This is a genomic window from Microbacterium lemovicicum (genome assembly GCF_003991875.1).
GTDB lineage: Bacteria > Actinomycetota > Actinomycetes > Actinomycetales > Microbacteriaceae > Microbacterium > Microbacterium lemovicicum.
The window spans coordinates 3,275,961-3,293,655 of the sequence record NZ_CP031423.1 but is presented as its reverse complement, the minus strand read 5'-3'; the positions used below and the strand labels follow the sequence as shown (position 1 = coordinate 3,293,655).

The window sequence follows — 17,695 nt, the reverse complement described above, 5'->3', positions numbered from 1 at the left end:
ATGGGCACCTTCGTGCAGCTGGTCATCGACGGCCTGTCCACCGGTTCGATCTACGGCGCGCTCGCCCTCGCGATCGTGCTGGTGCATCAGGCGACCGGCCTGATCAACTTCGCCCAGGGCGGCATGGCCGTGCTGTCGGCGTACATCGCCTACGTCTTCACGCAGCTGGGCCTTCCCCTGATCGTGGCGATCCTCATCGCCGTGGTGATCTCCTTCGCCCTCGGCGCGGCCGCCGAGCGCCTGCTCGTTCGCCGGTTCGAGCGCGGAGACCCCGACACCGCCGTCGTGGTGACGATCGGCATCCTGACACTCGCGACCGGCATCTGCGCGTGGATCTGGGGCTACGACAACCGTCAGTTCCCGTCGCTCTTCCCGCTCAGCACCGTCGAGGTGCTCGGCGCGGTGGTGAGCATCCGCTCGCTCGGCACGATCGGCGCGATCGTCGCCATCATGATCGTGCTGCAGGTGCTGTTCATGCGCACGAAGCTGGGTCTCGCCCTCCGCGCCGTCGCCATCAACCCCGAGTCGGCCGCCCTGTCGGGTCTGCCCGTGGGACGTCTGCTCATGATCGGCTGGGGTCTGGCCGCCGCGCTCGGCGCGATCGCCGGATCGCTCGTCGCCCCGCAGCTGACATTGACACCCGGGATGCTGGACGGCGCCCTCGTCTACGCGCTCGCCGCCGTGATCATCGGCGGCTTGAGCAGTCCCCTCGGCGCGGTCGTCGCCGCCTGGATGATCGGCGTGCTCGAGAACCTCGCCGCCGTCTACGTGCCCTTCATCGGCTACGACCTCAAGATCGCCGTGCCGTTCCTGCTCGTCTTCGTCGTGCTGATCCTCAGGCCGCAGGGCCTGTTCGGCCGTCGCATCGTGGTGCGCGTCTGATGGCCGCCGTGTCGACGATGTGGCGCACCCCGTGGGTGCGGTGGGCGACGATCGCCGTGGTGGCGATCGCGCTGCTCGTGGCGCCGCTGATCCTGCCGCAGATCGCGAACCAGACCCTCATCCGCATCGGCGTCTACGCCGTCGCGGTGCTGGGCCTGAACATCGTCATGGGCTACGGCGGGCAGGTGAACCTCGGTCAGATCTTCTTCCTCGGACTCGGGGCCTACGTCACCGCCTACGGGGTGCAGAACGACTGGAACATCGTCCTCGTCTTCGCCGCTGCCTGCCTCATCCCCGCCGCCGCGGGGCTGCTCGTGGCCCTGGCCGCCGCGCGGCTCGGCGGACTGGCGATCGCCATGGTGACCATCGCACTGCCGATCGTGGGCGTGCCGCTGGCCAAGCGCTTCTCCGACGTGACCGGCGGATCGCAGGGCGTCTCCGCCCGCTTCTCGAACGCCCCCGAGGGGAGTGGGCTCTACGACGACCAGTGGCAGTTCTACATCGTCCTGGCGATCGTCGCGGTCTCCTTCGTCCTCGCGCGGAACTTCGTGACCGGCAGGTTCGGCCGCGCGCTCGCGATCGTCCGCGAGAACGAGAACGTCGCCTCGTCCATGGGCATCTCGCCGTACCGGTACAAGGTGCTCGCCTTCACCGTGGCATCCCTCTTCGGCGGCGTCAGCGGCTTCCTCTACATGGTGGCCGTCCAGTACACCTCGCCCGAGACCCTGAGCTTCGGCCACTCGATCAGCCTGCTGGCGGCGATGGTCATCGGCGGCGCGGGCAGCATCGTCGGATCGCTCATCGGCGGCGCGTACTACGTCTTCGTCCCGCAGGCCACGAGCGCGATCGACCCGAACCTCACCACGATCATCCAGGGCGTCGTCCTGCTCGTGGTGCTGTTCGTCCTCCCGGGCGGGCTGGTCAGCCTGCCCCGCCGCATCCGCCGCCGCCTGCGGCGCACATCGTCGTCCGACCTCGCCCGGACCGCGACGCAGACCTCCTCCCGTCCGGCTCCCGGCCGCGACGAGGAGGGCACCGAAGAGACAGAGAGGCAAGGACAGGCATGAACATGCGCAGGAGAGCAAGAGGAGTCATCGGCGTTGTCGCCCTGACGTCCGCCGTCGCGCTCGTGCTCGCGGGGTGCTCCCGCGGCGGCGAGCCGGCCGGGGGAGGGGATGCGTCGGGCGGAGCTGCCGCGGCGAGCCCCGGCATCACCGACACGAGCATCACGATCGGCATCACGAGCCCGCTGACGGGCGCCACCGCCGGCCCCGGCAACTGCACCGTCGACGGGGCGAAGGCCTACTTCGGGGTGAAGAACGCCGAGGGCGGCATCGAGTTCGGCGACGGGAAGACCCGCACCGTCGACATCAAGGCCTACGACGACGCCTACGACCCGCAGAAGGCGCTCGCCAACTTCCAGCAGATGGTCTCCGACGGCGTCTTCGCCGCGGGCATCGGCCTCGGCACGCCGACCAACCGCGCCTGGCGCGAGGCGGCGATCGACGAGAAGGTGCCGCAGGTGCTCGTCATGACCGGCGACCCGCTGTTCAGCAACCGCGAGGAGAGCCCGGAGCAGCTCGGCTTCGTGCCGATCTACCAGCAGGAGGGCGGTGCGTTCGGCGAGCTGCTGGCCGCCTCGGCCAAAGACCACAAGGTCGCGATCCTGTCCCAGAACGACGACTACGGCAAGGGCTACGTCGAGGGCTTCAAGGAGGCGATCTCGGGTGCGTCCAACATCCAGGTCGTCGGCGAGCTGACCTACGAGGCCACCGACACGTCGGTCGACGCCCAGCTGACCGAGCTCGCGGCATCCGGCGCCGACGTCTTCTTCAACGCGATGTCGATCACCCCGCTGGTGATCTCCTCGATGCAGAAGACGCAGCAGCTCGGCTGGCTGCCCAGCTGGTTCCTGCCCTCGAACACGTCGAGCCCGACGGCGATCCTCGAGCCCGGCGGCGGCTCGGCGTTCCCCGGCGTCTACTCGGTCGCGTTCTCGCAGTCGGCCGCGAGCCCGACCTTCGGCGACAGCCCCGACGGCAAGGCGTTCCTCGACGCGATCGCGGAGTACACCGATCAGCAGGGCGTCCCGGCGTTCCCGCACTGCGTCTGGAGCTGGATCGCCGCCTCGACGCTCGAGCAGGCCTTCACCACCATGACCGAGCCGACGCGCGAGAGCTTCATGACGGCGCTCGAGAGCATCTCGGACTTCCAGGCCCCGCTCATGCTGGAGGGGTCGACGATCGACACCACGCAGGACGGCAAGCCGGCCGTCTCCAGCGTCCAGGTGCAGAAGTACAACGGCAAGGGCTACGCCACGGCGGAGTCCTTCGGCTGATCGACGGCGCACCACAGAACGGGGCGGTCCTTCGGGGCCGCCCCGTTCCGCGTCCCCGGCCGTCGGGGTGGCCACCGCCGGTGCTCAGCAGGCAGCGCCCGGCGGGCACAACTCCACGGATCGGGGTGCTCCGGGAAGCAACTCGGGCGGATGACCCGGATGCTGCGCGGTGGCAGTGCCGGATCCGTGGAGTTGCGCACCGCGGATGCAGGACAGCCGCCGCGCAGTCGTCGCAGCCGCATGTCTGCGCCGCTCGCGCCGCGTGTGCTCACCACCCGGACGAACTCCACGGATCCGGGTCACTGAGACAGCACGGAGCCTGTGATCCCGTGGATCCCGCGCAACAGGTCCGCAGAATCCGTGGAGTTGCGCCTCGCGAGACAAAACCTGTGGCGGTGCGGTTGGCGTGCGGCGGTGCGGGTCGCGGGCGGCGGTGCGATGCGCGCGCGCCGGCTCAGGCGGCGAAGCGCTCCCGCAGCTCGGCCTTGAGGACCTTGCCCGACGCGGTGCGCGGCAGCTCGTCGACCACGACCACGCGCTTCGGGATCTTGTAGCGCGCGAGCTTGCCGTCGAGGAAGGCGGCGACGGTCGTCGTGTCGACGGCGGCGCCCGGCGCGACCGTCACGACGGCCCACGGCACCTCGCCCCAGCGGTCGTCGGGCACGCCGATGACGGCGGCCGCGGCGACGCCGGGCACATCCGCGAGCAGGTTCTCGACCTCGGCCGGGTAGATGTTCTCGCCGCCGGAGATGATCATGTCCTTCGAGCGTCCGGAGATGAAGAGATAGCCGTCGGCGTCGACGTACCCGAGGTCGCCGGAGCGGAACCAGCCGTCGGCCGTGAAGGCGGCCGCGGTCGCCTCGGGCAGGTTGAGATAGCCCGCGAAGACGTTGGGTCCGCTCACCTGCACCTCGCCCACCTCGCCCGCGGGGAGCGTGCGGCCGTCCTCGTCGGCGACGCGCACGTCGAGGAAGAACTGGGGGAGGCCGACGCTGCCCTGCTTCTCGCGCGACATCGCGGGAGGCACGCTGGTGCCGCCGGGCGCGGTCTCGGTCATGCCGTAGCCCTGGGCGAAGGCGAGCCCGCGCTCCTCGTAGGCGGTCAGGATGCGCGTGGGCACCGCCGATCCGCCGCACGTGAGCTTGTCGAGGCTCGACAGGTCGGTGGTCGCCCAGTCGGGATGATCGGCCATCATCATGTAGGTCGTGGGCACGCCGCTGAGCATCGTGACCCGGTGCCGCTGGATCTGCCGCAGCGCGGCGCCGGGCTCGAAGCCCTTCTCGAGCACCAGGGTGCCGCCCTGCAGCAGCACGGGCAGCGCGCCCATGCCGAGCGAGGCCACGTGGAAGAGCGGCGAGATCATCAGGGCCACGTCATGCGAGGTGACGTCGTAGTCGATGATGCAGTTCAGCGAGACGAACGTCAGGTTCTGGTGGGTGAGGATCGCGCCCTTCGGGCGGCCCGTCGTCCCCGACGTGTAGACGATCGCGGCGGGGTCGGCCGGCGCGACGCGGACCCCGGGGAGTCCGGGCGCGGCATCCCGCATCAGCGACGGGAAGCCGGGCCGGCCGTCGCCGTCGGTGGTGGGGAGGGAGGGCGGAAGCGCGTGCTCCGCGGCGACCGCGGCCAGTCGCTCGTCGAACTCGACGTCGTGCACGAGCAGCGATGCGGCGCTGTCGCGGAGGATGTGCGCGACCTCGGGCGGCGCGAGGCGCGTGTTGATCGGCACGAACACGGCCCCGAGCTGCACGGTCGCGAACAGCGCGATGATGAAGCCCGGACTGTTCTCGCCGAGGTAGGCCACCCGGTCGCCCCGGGAGACCCCCTGCGAGGCCAGCACGGCGGCGGCGCGCTCGGTGGCGTCGGCCAGCTCCTTGTAGGTGAGCCGGCCGTCTTCGCCGTGAAGCAGCGCCGCCTTGTCGGGGGAGCGCAGACGGCGCCGGGCGAGCCAGCCGCCGAGTCCCTGGTCGTTCATTCGCCGACTCCTTCGTCGCGGGGTGGTGACCGGCGGGCGTCGTGCGCCCGCCGGTGTCAGGCGTAGAAGCGGCTGAGTCCGCGCGCGACGACGGCGGGCTTGGTGCCGCCCTCGATCTCGATGGTCTGGTCGATGACGAGCTGGTAGCCGCCGGCGACCTCGGTGACCTCGGCGATCACGGCGCCCATGCGCACGCGCGCGCCGACCTTCACGGGCGAGACGAAGCGCACCTTGTCGAGGCCGTAGTTGACCTTCGTGGTCACGCCCTCGACGTCGAGCAGCTCGGTGATGAAGGGGATCGTCAGCGACAGGGTGAGGAAGCCGTGCGCGATCGGTCCGCCGAACGGGCTCTCGGCGGTGGCCCGCTCGGGGTCGGTGTGGATCCACTGGTCGTCGTCGGTGGCGTCGGCGAAGACGTTGACGCGCTCCTGGGTCACCTCGATCCAGTCGGTGAAGCCGAGGTCCTGGCCGACGAGCGAGGGAAGGTCTGCGTATGCGACGGTCGTGGTCACGATGTGCCTTTCAGGTGGTTTTCAGAGGCCGAGCAGGCGCACGGCGTTGTCTTTGTAGATCGCGGGGAGCGCGTCGGGCTTCATCGCGGTCTGGGCGATGTCCGACATCCAGCGATCCGGGGTGAGGAGCGGGTAGTCCGAGCCGAACAGCACGCGCGAGCGGAGGTAGCTGCCCGCGGCGCGCACGAGCGACTCGGGGAAGTACTTCGGGCTCCAGCCGGACAGATCGATCCACGTGTTGTGCTTGTGGGTCGCCACCGCCAGCGCCTCGTCCTGCCACGGCACCGACGGGTGGGCCATGATGATCTGCAGGTCGGGGAAGTCCGCCGCCACCGGGTCGAGCAGCATCGGGTTCGACAGCGCCAGCCGGAAGCCGCGTCCGCCCCGCATGCCCGCGCCGATGCCGGTCTGACCGGTGTGGAACAGGGCCGGGACGCCGGCATCCTGGATCGTCTCGTAGAGCGGGTACCAGCGCTCCTCGCTCGGGTCGAAGCCCTGCACGGTCGGGTGGAACTTGAAGCCGCGCACCCCCGACTCCTCGATGAGGCGCTTCGCGATGTCCACGGCGTCGGAGCGGCGGGGATCGACCGAGCCGAACGGGATCAGCACGTCGTTGTGACGGGCGGCCCCGTCGGCGATCTCGGCGCTGGAGAGGGCAGGATGCTGCAGCTCGGTCTGCGCGTCGACGGTGAAGACCACCGCGGCCATCCGCCGTTCGCGGTAGTAGTCGGCGACGCCGTCGAGGTCGGGACTGGCTCCGGCCTTGAAGTACTGGGCCGCGGCCTCCGCCAGATCGGGCGGCAGGGAGGAGTGCCCGTGCGCGTCGACCTCGATGTGCACGTGCACGTCGATGGCGGTCAGCGCGTCGACGTCGATCGCGCTCTCGTAGCGGGTCACGAGCGCTTCAGGTCCTCCGGAAGCGGCGGGAAGGTCTCGCCGACCGACTGGAGGCTCCCCTCGGTGAGGCCGGGGAACTCGTCCTGGAGGGCCTCGATCGACCATCCGCCGTCGTGGTACGCGGTGACGACGGGCTCGGGGTGCGACCACAGCTGCAGGCGGTCGCCGCCCACGCCGATCGCCTGGCCGGAGACGCCGGCGGCCGCGTCGGAGGCGAGGTACGCGATGACGCCCGAGACGTCCTCCGAGACGCCGAAGCCGAGGTCGTGGCGGAAGAACGGCGGCATGGCCTCGCCGCGCTCGGTGGCCTCGACCGCCGCCGCGAAGTAGGGGATCGTCGAGGTCATCGCCGTGGCGGCCACGGGGATGACGGCGTTGGCGGTGATGCCGGCCTTCTTGAGCTCGAGCGCCCAGGTGCGCACCATGCCGACGATGCCGGCCTTGGCGGCGGCGTAGTTGGTCTGGCCGAAGTTGCCGCGCTGCCCGGTGGGCGAGCCGATGCAGATGATGCGGCCGGCGACGCCGTTGGCGCGCATGTGCACCGCGGCCTCGCGGACGCAGGTGAAGGTGCCGCGGAGGTGCACGTTGATCACCGTGTCGAAGTCGTCGTCGCTCATGTTCCAGAGTGTCTTGTCACGGAGCACGCCGGCGTTGGTGACGAGGATGTCCAGGCCGCCGAAGGTCTCGACGGCGGTGCGGACCAGCTCCTGCGCGGTCTCGGTCGGGCCCACCGGCGCGACGACGGCGACGGCGCGCCCACCGCTCTGCTCGATCGTGGCGACCGCGGCGTCGGCGGTGGCGGCGTCGACGTCGTTGATGACGACGGCTGCACCCTGCCGGGCGAGCTCCTGGGCGTAGGCGAGGCCGAGCCCGCGGCCCGATCCGGTGACGATTGCGACTTTGCCTTCGAGCAGCATGTGAGGACTCCTTCGTGTCTCGATCATCGAACCGCAGTCCGTTGAGAAAGTCAATGATTGCGAAACGGGAGTTTCGCCTACGCTGGGGGAATGAGCCGCGACCTGCCGGAGGTGCCCGCCGAGGTCGAGTTCGCGCTCACGGAAGACCTGAGCTTCCTGCTCGCCCGTGCCAACGCCCTGTCGCTCGCCGCCGGCAACGCCGCGCTCGCAGCGCACGGACTCAAGGTGCGCTCGTACTCGGTGCTCATGCTGGCGGCCGGGGCGCAGCATCCCTCCCAGCGGGGTCTCGCGGAGTTCCTGCGCCTCGATCCGAGCCAGGTCGTCGCGCTCGTCGACGACCTCCAGTCGCGCGGGCTCATCGTGCGCGAGCCCGACCCGTCCGACCGTCGCGCCAACGTCGTGACGGCCACCGACAAGGGCCGAGCCCTCCTGGCCGCCGCGTCGGCGTCTGCGCGCGAGGCGGAGGAGCTGCTGCACGCCGACCTCTCCCCGCAGGACCGCGCGCAGCTCGTCGGGCTGCTGCGCACGATCGCGTTCCCCCCGGCGTGAGCGCGATGTCGTCCCGCTCCGCCGCCGTGGGCGGCTCGCTCGTCGCTCTGACCGTCGCGGTCGTGCTGAGCGCCGCCATGCTGCGGGCGCCCGTGGTCGCCGTGGCGCCGGTCGCGCGGGCGATCGGCGACGACCTCCAGGTCAACGCCGGCGTCGTCGGGCTGCTCACCAGCATCCCCGTGCTCTGCTTCGCGCTGTGCTCGCCCATCGCCGTCGCGATCGTGCGGCGCGGCGGCCCGGACTTCGCCCTCACCGTCTGCCTGACCGGCGCCATCGCCGGCAGCCTGGTCCGCTCGGCCGGCGGACTGGTGGCCGCCCTCGTCGGCACCGCGCTGCTGGGCCTGTTCCTCACGATCGGCAACGTGGTGGTGCCGATCATCATCGGGCGCGAGTTCCCGCCCGAGCGCACGCATCTCATGACCGGCGTCTACACCTCGGCGATCAACGTCGGCACGATGACGGTCACACTCGCCACGGCGCCGCTCGCGACCGGCATCGGCTGGCGCGGCGCGATCCTCGTCTGGTCGGGCTTCGGGCTCGCGGCGCTCGCCGTGTGGGTCGGTCTCCGCGGGCTGCGGGGCGCCTTCGCGCCGGATGCCGCGGCCGGAGCCGCGCCCATGACCGGCGAGCCCGCGCGGGTGCTGCGACAGGCCTCGACGTGGCTGCTCGCAGCGGCGTTCGCCGGCCAGGCGTTCGCGTTCTACGGCGTCACGGCCTGGCTGCCGTCGCTGCTCGGCGACCAGGGCTTCGGCGGTACGGAGGCCGGGGCGATCGCGGCGATCTTCCAGGTCGCGGGCATCGCCGGGGCGCTGCTGACGCCGCTCGTCACGACCCGCGTCTCGGTGCGCGCCGCCGTGCTGCTCGTCGCCCTCGGATGGCTCGCGGTGCCGCTCGGCTTCCTCGCGGCGCCCCACCTGTGGCTGCTGTGGTGCGCCCTCAGCGGCATCGCGCAGGGCGGTGGACTGACCGTGGTGTTCATCCTCATCAACGCGCTCGGCGGCGACGAGCGCACCATCGCCGGACGCTCCGGCCTCGTGCAGGGCATCGGGTACGGCGTCGCGGCGGCCGGCCCGCTCATCGTCGGGGCGCTGCACGAGGCGACCGGATCCTGGACCGCCTCCCTGCTGGCCGTCCTGGTCGCCGTGGTGCTCTTCGGCGTGGCCGGTTCGGCGGCGACTGCGCCGCTGCGGCGGGCCCGGGTGCGCTGAGCGGGCCGTCGGAGCCCCTCCCGCTACCCTCGATCCAGGAGGCCGAGCATGGCAGGCGACGACGCGGGCGAGGGGATGCTGGCCCGAGCCATGCGCGTGCTGCACTGCTTCTCGGACGACGAGCCCGCGCTCACGGCGGCGGAGCTCGCCCGCCGCACGGGGCTCGCGACCTCGACGCTGCACCGGCTGCTCGCGCAGCTGACGGACTTCGGGCTGCTCGCGCGCGGACCGGGCCGCACGTACACGATCGGCTCACGGCTGTGGGAGCTGGGCGAGCTGTCGCCGCTGTCGCTGCGCCTGCGCGAGACCGCCCTGCCGCACATGTCGCGGCTCTACGAGGCGACGGGCGAGAACGTCCACCTCGCGGTGCTCGACGCGCCGACCCCCGAGACGGCGTCCGCGCTGTTCGTCGGGCGCGTCACCGGGCAGGACTCGATCCCCACGCTCAGCCGCATGGGCGGCCGGCAGCCCCTGCACACCACCGGTGTGGGCAAGGCGCTGCTGTCCACCCGCCAGGACGACTGGCTCGCCCGGTACTTCGGGGTTCCGCTCGAGCGCGAGACGACGCACTCCATCACGTCCGAGTCCGAGCTCCGCGCCGACCTCACGCGGGCGCGATCACGCGGCTACGCGACGACCCGGGAGGAGATGACCCTCGGCAACATCTCCGTCGCCGCGCCGCTCGCGCACGTCGACGGTCTGCCGCCGGTGGCCATCGGCATCGTCGTGCACCTCGAGCGCGCCGACGAGCGCCGGCTCGGTCCGCTCGTGGTCCAGTCCGCGAAGGACATCGCCGCCGCGCTGCGCACCGCCTGATTCCCACTGACTAGGAAAGCGAGCGGATGCCGCGGCCCGAGGATGGCACTCTGAAACCGACCCACGCACCGTCGAAGGAGACGCCATGACCGGCCCCGACGCCCCCACGGATCCTGCCGAGACCCACGAGACAGGCGACAACGGCGAGACGTTCCGCTCGTCCGTCGTGCTCGAGCAGACCGCGGCGGCCCCCGAGACGCTGCTCGCGTCGGCCGACATGCCGACGCAGACGCAGATCACCCGCGAGATCGAGGAGATCGCCGCCGACGTCGCCCGCCGCGACGCCGCGGGCGAGAGCGGCCGTGCGACGCTGCACGACTACGCGCCCTACCGCTCCAGCATCCTGCGCCACCCGACGAAGAACCCGCGGCTGGTCGATCCCGAGACGATCGAGCTGTACTCGCCGGCCTTCGGCCAACGCGATGTCGCGGCCATCGAGTCGGATCTGACGCTCCAGCACCGCGGCGAGCCGCAGGGCGAGCGCATCACGGTGCAGGGCCGGCTGCTCGATTCCTGGGGCCGCCCGCTGCGCAACCAGCTCCTGGAGATCTGGCAGGCCAACGCCGCAGGGCGCTACATCCACCAGCGCGACCAGCATCCCGCTCCGCTCGACCCGAACTTCACGGGTGCCGGCCGCACCGTCACGAACGACGACGGCGAGTACTTCTTCACCACGATCAAGCCCGGCCCGTATCCGTGGAAGAACCACGTGAACGCGTGGCGTCCGGCGCACATCCACTTCTCCGTGTTCGGCAGCGGATTCACCCAGCGCCTCATCACGCAGATGTACTTCCCGGGCGACCCGCTCTTCGCGCTCGACCCGATCTACAACACCATTCCGCGCCAGGCGGACCGCGACCGCCTGATCGGCGCCTACGACCACGACCTGACGGTGCCCGAGTTCTCCATGGGGTACCGCTGGGACATCGTCGTCGACGGTCCGGATGCCACGTGGTTCGAGCAGGAGGACGAGCACTGATGCCCACGCCCACCACCCCCAGGACGCACGCGGCGACGCCGGGCCAGACGATCGGCCCGTTCTTCGCCTTCGGCCTCGACTACGACAAGAAGCACGAGGTCGCCTTCCCGCACAGCCCCGGCGCGATCGTCGTCGGCGGCATCCTGCGCGACGGCGCGGGTCAGCCCATCCCCGACGCCATCGTCGAGGTCTGGGGGGCGGACGCCGACGGCACCGTCCCGCGCGGTCGCGGCTCGCGCCGGCGCGACGACCACACCTTCACCGGCTTCGGCCGCTCGGCCACCACCGACGAGGGGCGGTTCGAGTTCTGGACCCGCAACCCCGGATCGATCGACGGGCGCGCGCCGTTCTTCGCGGTCGTCGTGTTCGCCCGCGGACTGCCGGACAAGCTGCACACGCGCATCTACCTCCCGGAGGACGAGGCGGCGCTCGCCGCCGACCCGCTGCTGTCGTCGCTGGACGCCGACGAGCGCGCTACGCTCATCGCGACCCGCCTGCCCGACGGCAGCCTGCAGCACGACATCCGGCTGCAGGGCGAGGGCGAGACCGTCTTCCTGACGTTCTGAGAGCGGATGCCGCGGCCCGCCGCCGCCGGGAGGGCGGGCGTCCGCGGTCCGCGGAGGAGGAACGCGTGAGTGCCATCGATTCCGGCCTGCTGTCGCCCGTGACCACCGGCCACGACGAGCTCGTCGACGACGCCGCGTTCCTCGACGCCGCGATCCGCGCCGAGGTCGCGCTGGTGCGCGCCTACGCCGTGGTCGGGGTCGCTCCCGCATCGGCGGCCGACGGGATCGTCGACGCCCTCGGCGTCGACGGTGACGGACGCGGCGCGGGTGCCGGGCGACCGAGCGACCGGATCGACCTCGACCGCCTGGTCGCGGCCTCCGTCGCCGGCGGCAATCCGATCATCCCGCTGGTGGGCCTGCTCAGGGAGCTCGTGCCCGCGGAGACCCGCGTGTGGGTGCACCGCGGAGCGACGAGTCAGGACATCTGGGACACGGCGATCATGGATGTCGCGGCCCGCGCCGTCGCGCAGGTGCGCACCTCGCTCGCCGAGGCCGCCGACGCGCTGCTGACCCTGGCCGAGGCGCACGTGGGTGCCGTCGCCGCGGCGCGCACGCTGACGCAGCACGCGGTGCCCACGACGATCGGCGCCCGCGCGGCGGGGTGGTCCCGCGCCGTCGAGCGCGCCGCGGCCCGGCTGGAGGGGCTAAAGTTCCCCGCGCAGCTCGGTGGCGCGGGGGGAACGCGTGCCTCGTTCGTCGAGGTGACGGGATCGGTCGAGGGCGCCCAGGCGCTCGTGGCCGCCTACGCCGGAGTCGAGGAGGCACCCGCGCCGTGGCACGTCGACCGCGCGCCGGTGACGGAGATCGGCGACGCGCTCGTGGCGGCGCTCGACGCGCTCGGCAAGTTCGCCGGTGACGTCACGACGCTCAGCCGCACCGAGATCGGCGAGGTCTCCGAGGGCGAGGGCGGCGGGTCGTCGGCCATGCCGCAGAAGCAGAACCCGACCGAGGCGGTGCTCATCCGCTCGGCCGCCCTGCGGGCTCCGCAGCTGGCCGCGACCCTGCATCTCGCGTCGGCGCTCGCCGTCGACGAGCGTCCCGACGGCGCGTGGCACGCCGAATGGCCCACGCTGCGCGAGCTGCTGCGCCTCGCCCTGGGGTCCTCGGCCCACGCGGCGCACCTCGCCGCGCATCTGCGGGTGGACGCCGCCGCCGCGCGCGCGAACCTCGCGTCCTCCGGCGGCCTCATCGTCGCGGAGCGGCTGTCGATCGCGCTCGCACCGCTGCTCGGCACAGCGGCCGTCGCGGCGATCGTCGCCGACGTCGGTAGCGGCGCCGACCTCGCCGACCGTGTGCGTGCGGCCGCCGGGACCGCGGGCGTCGAGGTCGACGTCGACGCCCTGGTCGATCCCGCGAACTACACCGGCGTGGCGGGCGCGCTCGTCGCGGACGCCCGCGCCGCGCACGACGCCCGCGCGGCGCATGCGGAATCCGCGCCGGCCCGGCCCGCGTCATCCGAGACCGCGCAGCCCGGCCCGGCCGGGACACGACCCGAAGGAGGCGGACGATGACCGTCCCCGCGATCGCCCTCACCGCCTGGCAGGGCCCGAACGACGCGCCGATCGTCGTCCTCGGCCCCTCCCTCGGCACCTCGACCATCCTGTGGGAGGACGTCGTCCCAGCCCTCGCCGCGCGGTACCGCGTGGTCGCGTGGGACCTCCCGGGGCACGGCGACTCCGCACCGGCGACTCAGGCGTTCACCGTCGACGATCTCGCCGACGCCGTCGTCGACGCGATCGACGAGCCCTTCGTCTACGCGGGGGTGTCGCTCGGCGGTGCCGTCGGGCTGACGCTGGCGCTGCGGCATCCGTCGCTCGTGCACCGTGCGGCCATCGTCGCGTCGGGCGCGAAGCTCGGAGAGCCCGACAGCTGGGCGGAGCGCGCGACGCAGGTGCGCGCGCAGTCGACCTCGAGCCTCATCTCCGCCTCGGCCGGGCGCTGGTTCGCGCCGGAGTCCATGGCGCGCCGCCCCGAGCTGTCGGGGCGTCTCCTCCACGCCCTGCAGGACGCCGACGACGAGAGCTATGCCCTGTGCTGCGAGGCGCTCGCGGCCTACGACCTGCGGGCCGACCTCGGCGGCATCGACCTGCCGGTCCTGGCCGTCTGGGGCGAGCATGATGCGGTCGCGCCGCAGGAGAAGGCCGTCGAGATCGCCGAGGGCGTCCGCGACGGCCGTGCGCTGCGCATCGACGGTGCTGCGCACCTCCCACCCGCCGAGCAGCCGGAGGCCGTGGCATCCGCTCTGCTCGCCTTCTTCGAGGAGAACCGATGAGACCCGACGGCGACGGACTGACCGACCAGGAGCGCTACGACCAGGGGATGGAGGTGCGCCGGGCCGTGCTGTCCGACGCGCACGTCGACCGGTCGACGGCGGCGGCGACGTCGCTCACCGCCGAGTGGCAGGACTTCATCACCCGTGTCGCGTGGGGCGACGTGTGGTCGCGGCCCGGCCTCGACCGCCGGTCGCGCTCGATCGCGGTGCTGTCCTCGCTCATCGCGCACGGTCACCACGAGGAGTTCGCGATGCACCTGCGCGCCGCGCGGCGCAACGGGCTCACGCTCGACGAGATCAAGGAAGTGATCCTGCAGAGCGCGGTGTACTCGGGCGTCCCCGCGGCCAACACGGCCTACCGCATCGCGGGCGAGGTCTTCGGCGACGAGCTCTGACCCGCGGAGCCCGCGCGGCGGGCGCCCGCGTCAGTGCGCGCCCGGGCGGCGCTGCAGGCGCGTCTCCTCCAGGTCGAGCAGCGACTGCGCCTCCGCGAGGATGCGCGACGGGTGGTTGCCGAGGGCGCGGAGCTCGAGCATCTTCTCCCGCTCGGCCGCGACGATCGTGAGCCGCAGCTCGCGGAAGAGCCGGTGCGGCTCGTCCACCTCGTTGCGTCCGCGGTCGACGCGCTCCCACGCGGCCTCCGTGCGCAGGAACGTCGACTGCCGGGCGCGCTCCACGACATCCGGGTCGTAGGGGCGGTCGCTCTCGCTGACCACTCGTTCCAGCTCCTCGATGCCCGCGTTGCTCAGCGTCTCCAGCAGCTCCGCGACCTCGCGGCGGTCCTCCCGCGCGTCCACGCCCTGCACGCCGAGGATCCGGATGAGCCACGGCAGCGTGCCGCCCTGCAGGACGATGGATGCCACGGCCACCGTGAACGCGATCAGGATCAGCTGGGGGCGGTAGGGCGTCTCGAGGGGCAGCGACTGCGCGGCCGCGAGCGTGACGACGCCGCGCATGCCGGCCCAGCCGAGCACGATTCCGCCGCGCCAGTCGATGCGCTCCTGCCGCTGCTGCTCGAGGTCGCCGCGGCGTCGCCCGTAGTCGCGCTCGAGGCGGTTGCGGAGCCGGGCCTCCCGCTTCGTGCGGCTCGGATGCGCGCGGAAGTAGTAGAGCGCCAGCAGCGCGCGATAGGTCGTCCGCTCCGCGTGCCGCTCGCGCAGGCGCAGGGCCACGATGAGCGGGCCCACCCACAGGTACCGGATCACGATGAGCACGACGGTCGCGAGCAGGCCGATGCCGAACGAGGCCTCGACGCTGAACACCTCGGGGTCGGCGTCCTCGATGAGCGTGCGGATCTCCAGCCCGATGAGCAGGAACACCCCGTTCTCGAGGAGGAACTGGATCGTGCGCCAGTTGATGCGGTCGCTGATGCGCGACTGCGGCGAGAACGCGCGCGGCGCCGCATGCCCCGTGTAGAGCCCGGCGACGACGACGGCGAGGATGCCCGATGCGCCGATGGACTCGGCGGGGGTGAATGCGACGAACGGCACGGCGAGGCTGATGGCGGTGTCGAGCACGGGGTCGGAGAGCTTGGAGCGCACCCACACCGTGACGATGCCGGCGACGATGCCGATCACGATCGCGAGGGCGGCGGCGTAGAGGAAGTCCGTGACCCCCGCCCATGGTGATGCGAGACCGCCCGCCGCGGCGGCGACCGCGGAGCGCAGCAGCACCAGGGCCGTCGCGTCGTTGACGAGTCCTTCTCCCTCCAGCAGGGTGAGCAGTCGCGGGGGCAGTCCGAGCCGGCGTCCGATGGAGGTCGCGGCCACGGCGTCGGGCGGGCTGATGATCGCGCCCAACGCGATGGCCGCCGCGTAGTTCAGGTCGGGCAGGAGGAAGAAGAGGAGGGTGCCGGTCGCGAAGGCCGTGACGACGACGAGCGCGACGGACAGGCCCGCGATGGGTGCGAGGTTGCGGCGGAAGTCCATCACCGGCACGGCGACCGCGGCGGCGTAGAGGATCGGCGGCAGCAGCCCGTCGAGGATGATCTCGTGAGGCACCTCGATCTCGGGCACCCCGGGCAGGTAGCTCAGCGCCACGCCGACGACCACGAGGATGATGGGCGCCGCGATGCCCAGGCGCTTCGAGAACGCCGCGACGGCGACGATCACCGCGACCGCGACGATGCCGTACAGGCCGAGCTCCATGCCGACCTCCCGCCAACGCCCCCTTCCGAGGGTAGATGCACGGCGCGACGAGCGGGCCGTGCATGCGAGCGCGACCCGCTGAGCGGGAGTCTCCTGGATGCAACGGGCGCTGACGAGTACGATGGATGCTGTGCGAACACGTATTCGCACAGCGAACACCAGCGACGAGGAGTGTCGATGATCGACAAGACCGTGACGGATGCCGCGGCCGCGGTCGCCGGCGTGCAGGACGGATCCACCGTGATGATCGGCGGCTTCGGCCGTGCCGGCCAGCCCGTGGAGCTGATCGACGCCCTCATTGCGCAGGGCGCCGGCGACCTGACCATCGTGAACAACAACGCGGGCAACGGCGACACCGGCCTCGCCGCGCTGCTGGCCACCGGCCGCGTGCGCCGCATCATCTGCTCGTTCCCCCGCCAGCACGACTCGTGGGTCTTCGACGGCCTCTACCGCGCCGGAAAGATCGAGCTCGAGATCGTCCCGCAGGGCAACCTCGCCGAGCGCATCCGCGCCGCCGGCGCCGGCATCGGCGCCTTCTTCAGCCCGACCGGCGTCGGCACCGAGCTCGCCGAGGGTCGCGAGTCGCGCGAGATCGACGGCCGGCAGTACGTGCTGGAGTACCCGATCACGGCCGACGTCGCCCTCATCTCCGCCTGGCGCGGCGACCGCTGGGGCAACCTCGTCTTCCGCGAGACGGCCCGCAACTTCGGCCCCATCATGGCGACCGCGGCGACCACGACGATCGCGCAGGTCGACGAGGTCGTGCCGCTCGGCGCCCTGCCCCCCGAGACCGTCGTGACGCCGGGCATCTTCGTCGACCGCGTCGTGCCGGTGGGGGAGCGCCGCTGGCTCGAGGACGGCCGCTTCATCGGCGGCGTCGACATCGAGGGCCGTCCGCTGGAGGACTCCGCCGCACCCGGGGCCGCGGCATCCGTCGAAGGGAAGCGCTCATGACCACCACCATCACCCGCGACGAGCTCGCCGCGCGCATCGCCGCCGACATCCCCGAGGGCGCCTACGTGAACCTCGGCATCGGCGCGCCGACGCTCGTTGCCAACTTCCTGCCCGACGACCTCGAGATCATCCTGCACACCGAGAACGGCCTGCTCGGCATGGGCGAGGCGCCGCCGGCCGGCATGATCGACCCCGACCTCATCAACGCCGGCAAGCAGCCCGTCACCGCCCTGCCCGGGGCGGCGTACTTCCACCACGCGGACTCGTTCGCGATGATGCGCGGCGGGCACCTCGACGTCTGCGTGCTCGGCGCCTTCCAGGTCTCCGAGCGCGGCGACCTCGCCAACTGGTCGACCGGTGCGCCCGGGGCGATCCCCGCGGTCGGCGGTGCCATGGACCTCGCCATCGGCGCCAAGTCGGTCTACGTCATGACCGACCTGCTCACCAAGACCGGCGAGTCCAAGCTCGTCGCGGCCTGCACCTACCCGCTGACCGGCGTCGGCTGCGTCACCCGCGTCTACACCGATCACGCGATCTTCGACGTCACGCCCCACGGGTTCTCCGTCCGCGAGGCGTTCGGCGACAACACCGTCGAGACGCTGGAGGCCCTCACCGGCCTGTCGCTGGGCTCGGCGGACGCTTCACGAGACGCGGATGCCGCGGCATCCGCCGAAGGGAACTGA

18 protein-coding genes are annotated in these 17,695 nt (G+C 72.0%); 13 read left to right on the top strand and 5 right to left on the bottom strand.

What is annotated here, in order from left to right; translation table 11 throughout:
• Genes CVS47_RS15385 through CVS47_RS15375 form a run of 3 tightly spaced genes read left to right on the top strand, consistent with a single transcriptional unit; the run spans position 1 to position 3,220 of the window.
• Positions 1 to 882: a branched-chain amino acid ABC transporter permease gene (locus CVS47_RS15385; RefSeq protein WP_127096871.1), complete on the top strand. Its 882-nt coding sequence runs from the start codon at positions 1 to 3 to the stop codon at positions 880 to 882.
• Positions 882 to 1,949: a branched-chain amino acid ABC transporter permease gene (locus CVS47_RS15380; protein WP_127096870.1), complete on the top strand. Its 1,068-nt coding sequence runs from the start codon at positions 882 to 884 to the stop codon at positions 1,947 to 1,949. Before CVS47_RS15385 ends, CVS47_RS15380 begins: the two co-directional genes overlap by 1 nt.
• On the top strand, positions 1,946 to 3,220 hold the full coding sequence (locus CVS47_RS15375; RefSeq protein WP_241240189.1) for an ABC transporter substrate-binding protein: 1,275 nt from the start codon (positions 1,946 to 1,948) through the stop codon (positions 3,218 to 3,220). The genes CVS47_RS15380 and CVS47_RS15375 overlap by 4 nt, the downstream gene beginning before the upstream one ends.
• A gap of 454 nt (positions 3,221 to 3,674) precedes the next feature.
• Here the strand turns inward: CVS47_RS15375 and menE are convergent, their stop codons facing one another.
• Genes menE through CVS47_RS15355 form a run of 4 tightly spaced genes read right to left on the bottom strand, consistent with a single transcriptional unit; the run spans position 3,675 to position 7,521 of the window.
• Positions 3,675 to 5,195, bottom strand: coding sequence for an o-succinylbenzoate--CoA ligase (gene menE / locus CVS47_RS15370; RefSeq protein WP_127096869.1), 1,521 nt, complete (start codon positions 5,193 to 5,195; stop codon positions 3,675 to 3,677).
• 56 nt (positions 5,196 to 5,251) lie between these two features.
• Positions 5,252 to 5,707 carry a MaoC family dehydratase gene (locus CVS47_RS15365; RefSeq protein ID WP_127096868.1) on the bottom strand — a complete coding sequence of 152 codons (456 nt, stop codon included), beginning with the start codon at positions 5,705 to 5,707 and terminating at the stop codon, positions 5,252 to 5,254.
• Between the two features lie 21 nt (positions 5,708 to 5,728).
• Positions 5,729 to 6,604 carry an amidohydrolase family protein gene (locus CVS47_RS15360; RefSeq protein WP_241240188.1) on the bottom strand — a complete coding sequence of 292 codons (876 nt, stop codon included), beginning with the start codon at positions 6,602 to 6,604 and terminating at the stop codon, positions 5,729 to 5,731.
• A complete protein-coding gene (locus tag CVS47_RS15355; protein WP_127096866.1) occupies positions 6,601 to 7,521 on the bottom strand; it encodes an SDR family oxidoreductase in 921 nt (306 codons plus the stop codon). Before CVS47_RS15355 ends, CVS47_RS15360 begins: the two co-directional genes overlap by 4 nt.
• A 90-nt stretch (positions 7,522 to 7,611) precedes the next feature.
• Here CVS47_RS15355 and CVS47_RS15350 point away from each other — a divergent pair, with 90 nt between their 5' ends.
• The 8 genes from CVS47_RS15350 to pcaC all read left to right on the top strand — a co-directional run bounded on the left by CVS47_RS15350 (position 7,612) and on the right by pcaC (position 14,306).
• A complete protein-coding gene (locus tag CVS47_RS15350; RefSeq protein WP_127096865.1) occupies positions 7,612 to 8,070 on the top strand; it encodes a MarR family winged helix-turn-helix transcriptional regulator in 459 nt (152 codons plus the stop codon).
• A 5-nt stretch (positions 8,071 to 8,075) separates the two neighbouring features.
• On the top strand, positions 8,076 to 9,278 hold the full coding sequence (locus CVS47_RS15345) for an MFS transporter (RefSeq protein WP_241240365.1): 1,203 nt from the start codon (positions 8,076 to 8,078) through the stop codon (positions 9,276 to 9,278).
• A gap of 48 nt (positions 9,279 to 9,326) precedes the next feature.
• Complete coding sequence (locus CVS47_RS15340; RefSeq protein ID WP_127096863.1) at positions 9,327 to 10,094, top strand: IclR family transcriptional regulator; 768 nt, start codon at positions 9,327 to 9,329, stop codon at positions 10,092 to 10,094.
• 85 nt (positions 10,095 to 10,179) lie between these two features.
• Positions 10,180 to 11,073 (top strand): protocatechuate 3,4-dioxygenase subunit beta, encoded by an 894-nt coding sequence (pcaH, locus tag CVS47_RS15335; protein ID WP_127096862.1) that lies wholly within the window; start codon positions 10,180 to 10,182, stop codon positions 11,071 to 11,073.
• Complete coding sequence (pcaG, locus tag CVS47_RS15330) at positions 11,073 to 11,639, top strand: protocatechuate 3,4-dioxygenase subunit alpha (protein ID WP_127096861.1); 567 nt, start codon at positions 11,073 to 11,075, stop codon at positions 11,637 to 11,639. Before pcaH ends, pcaG begins: the two co-directional genes overlap by 1 nt.
• 65 nt (positions 11,640 to 11,704) lie before the next feature.
• On the top strand, positions 11,705 to 13,150 hold the full coding sequence (locus CVS47_RS15325) for a lyase family protein (RefSeq protein ID WP_241240187.1): 1,446 nt from the start codon (positions 11,705 to 11,707) through the stop codon (positions 13,148 to 13,150).
• Entirely contained in the window at positions 13,147 to 13,911 is a 765-nt protein-coding gene (locus tag CVS47_RS15320) for an alpha/beta fold hydrolase (RefSeq protein WP_127096860.1), read from the top strand. Before CVS47_RS15325 ends, CVS47_RS15320 begins: the two co-directional genes overlap by 4 nt.
• Positions 13,908 to 14,306: a 4-carboxymuconolactone decarboxylase gene (pcaC, locus tag CVS47_RS15315; RefSeq protein ID WP_206502668.1), complete on the top strand. Its 399-nt coding sequence runs from the start codon at positions 13,908 to 13,910 to the stop codon at positions 14,304 to 14,306. The genes CVS47_RS15320 and pcaC overlap by 4 nt, the downstream gene beginning before the upstream one ends.
• Positions 14,307 to 14,336: 30 nt before the next feature.
• Here the strand turns inward: pcaC and CVS47_RS15310 are convergent, their stop codons facing one another.
• On the bottom strand, positions 14,337 to 16,058 hold the full coding sequence (locus CVS47_RS15310) for a cation:proton antiporter (protein WP_127096859.1): 1,722 nt from the start codon (positions 16,056 to 16,058) through the stop codon (positions 14,337 to 14,339).
• 177 nt (positions 16,059 to 16,235) lie between these two features.
• Here CVS47_RS15310 and CVS47_RS15305 point away from each other — a divergent pair, with 177 nt between their 5' ends.
• Both CVS47_RS15305 and CVS47_RS15300 read left to right on the top strand, forming a co-directional pair.
• The gene (locus tag CVS47_RS15305) at positions 16,236 to 17,012 is read left to right on the top strand and encodes a 3-oxoacid CoA-transferase subunit A (protein ID WP_127096858.1); all 777 of its coding nucleotides are present in this window, start codon (positions 16,236 to 16,238) and stop codon (positions 17,010 to 17,012) included.
• Positions 17,009 to 17,695 carry a 3-oxoacid CoA-transferase subunit B gene (locus CVS47_RS15300; protein WP_127096857.1) on the top strand — a complete coding sequence of 229 codons (687 nt, stop codon included), beginning with the start codon at positions 17,009 to 17,011 and terminating at the stop codon, positions 17,693 to 17,695. The genes CVS47_RS15305 and CVS47_RS15300 overlap by 4 nt, the downstream gene beginning before the upstream one ends.

What these genes read in the sequence shown, in the direction of transcription:
- CVS47_RS15385 (WP_127096871.1), top strand. Translation starts at nt 1, where the DNA reads ATGGGCACCTTCGTGCAGCTGGTCATCGACGGCCTGTCCACCGGTTCG.
- CVS47_RS15380 (WP_127096870.1), top strand. Translation starts at nt 882, where the DNA reads ATGGCCGCCGTGTCGACGATGTGGCGCACCCCGTGGGTGCGGTGGGCG.
- CVS47_RS15375 (WP_241240189.1), top strand. Translation starts at nt 1,946, where the DNA reads ATGAACATGCGCAGGAGAGCAAGAGGAGTCATCGGCGTTGTCGCCCTG.
- menE (WP_127096869.1), bottom strand. Translation starts at nt 5,195, where the DNA reads ATGAACGACCAGGGACTCGGCGGCTGGCTCGCCCGGCGCCGTCTGCGC.
- CVS47_RS15355 (WP_127096866.1), bottom strand. Translation starts at nt 7,521, where the DNA reads ATGCTGCTCGAAGGCAAAGTCGCAATCGTCACCGGATCGGGCCGCGGG.
- CVS47_RS15350 (WP_127096865.1), top strand. Translation starts at nt 7,612, where the DNA reads ATGAGCCGCGACCTGCCGGAGGTGCCCGCCGAGGTCGAGTTCGCGCTC.
- CVS47_RS15345 (WP_241240365.1), top strand. Translation starts at nt 8,076, where the DNA reads ATGTCGTCCCGCTCCGCCGCCGTGGGCGGCTCGCTCGTCGCTCTGACC.
- CVS47_RS15340 (WP_127096863.1), top strand. Translation starts at nt 9,327, where the DNA reads ATGGCAGGCGACGACGCGGGCGAGGGGATGCTGGCCCGAGCCATGCGC.
- pcaH (WP_127096862.1), top strand. Translation starts at nt 10,180, where the DNA reads ATGACCGGCCCCGACGCCCCCACGGATCCTGCCGAGACCCACGAGACA.
- pcaG (WP_127096861.1), top strand. Translation starts at nt 11,073, where the DNA reads ATGCCCACGCCCACCACCCCCAGGACGCACGCGGCGACGCCGGGCCAG.
- CVS47_RS15320 (WP_127096860.1), top strand. Translation starts at nt 13,147, where the DNA reads ATGACCGTCCCCGCGATCGCCCTCACCGCCTGGCAGGGCCCGAACGAC.
- pcaC (WP_206502668.1), top strand. Translation starts at nt 13,908, where the DNA reads ATGAGACCCGACGGCGACGGACTGACCGACCAGGAGCGCTACGACCAG.
- CVS47_RS15310 (WP_127096859.1), bottom strand. Translation starts at nt 16,058, where the DNA reads ATGGAGCTCGGCCTGTACGGCATCGTCGCGGTCGCGGTGATCGTCGCC.
- CVS47_RS15305 (WP_127096858.1), top strand. Translation starts at nt 16,236, where the DNA reads ATGATCGACAAGACCGTGACGGATGCCGCGGCCGCGGTCGCCGGCGTG.
- CVS47_RS15300 (WP_127096857.1), top strand. Translation starts at nt 17,009, where the DNA reads ATGACCACCACCATCACCCGCGACGAGCTCGCCGCGCGCATCGCCGCC.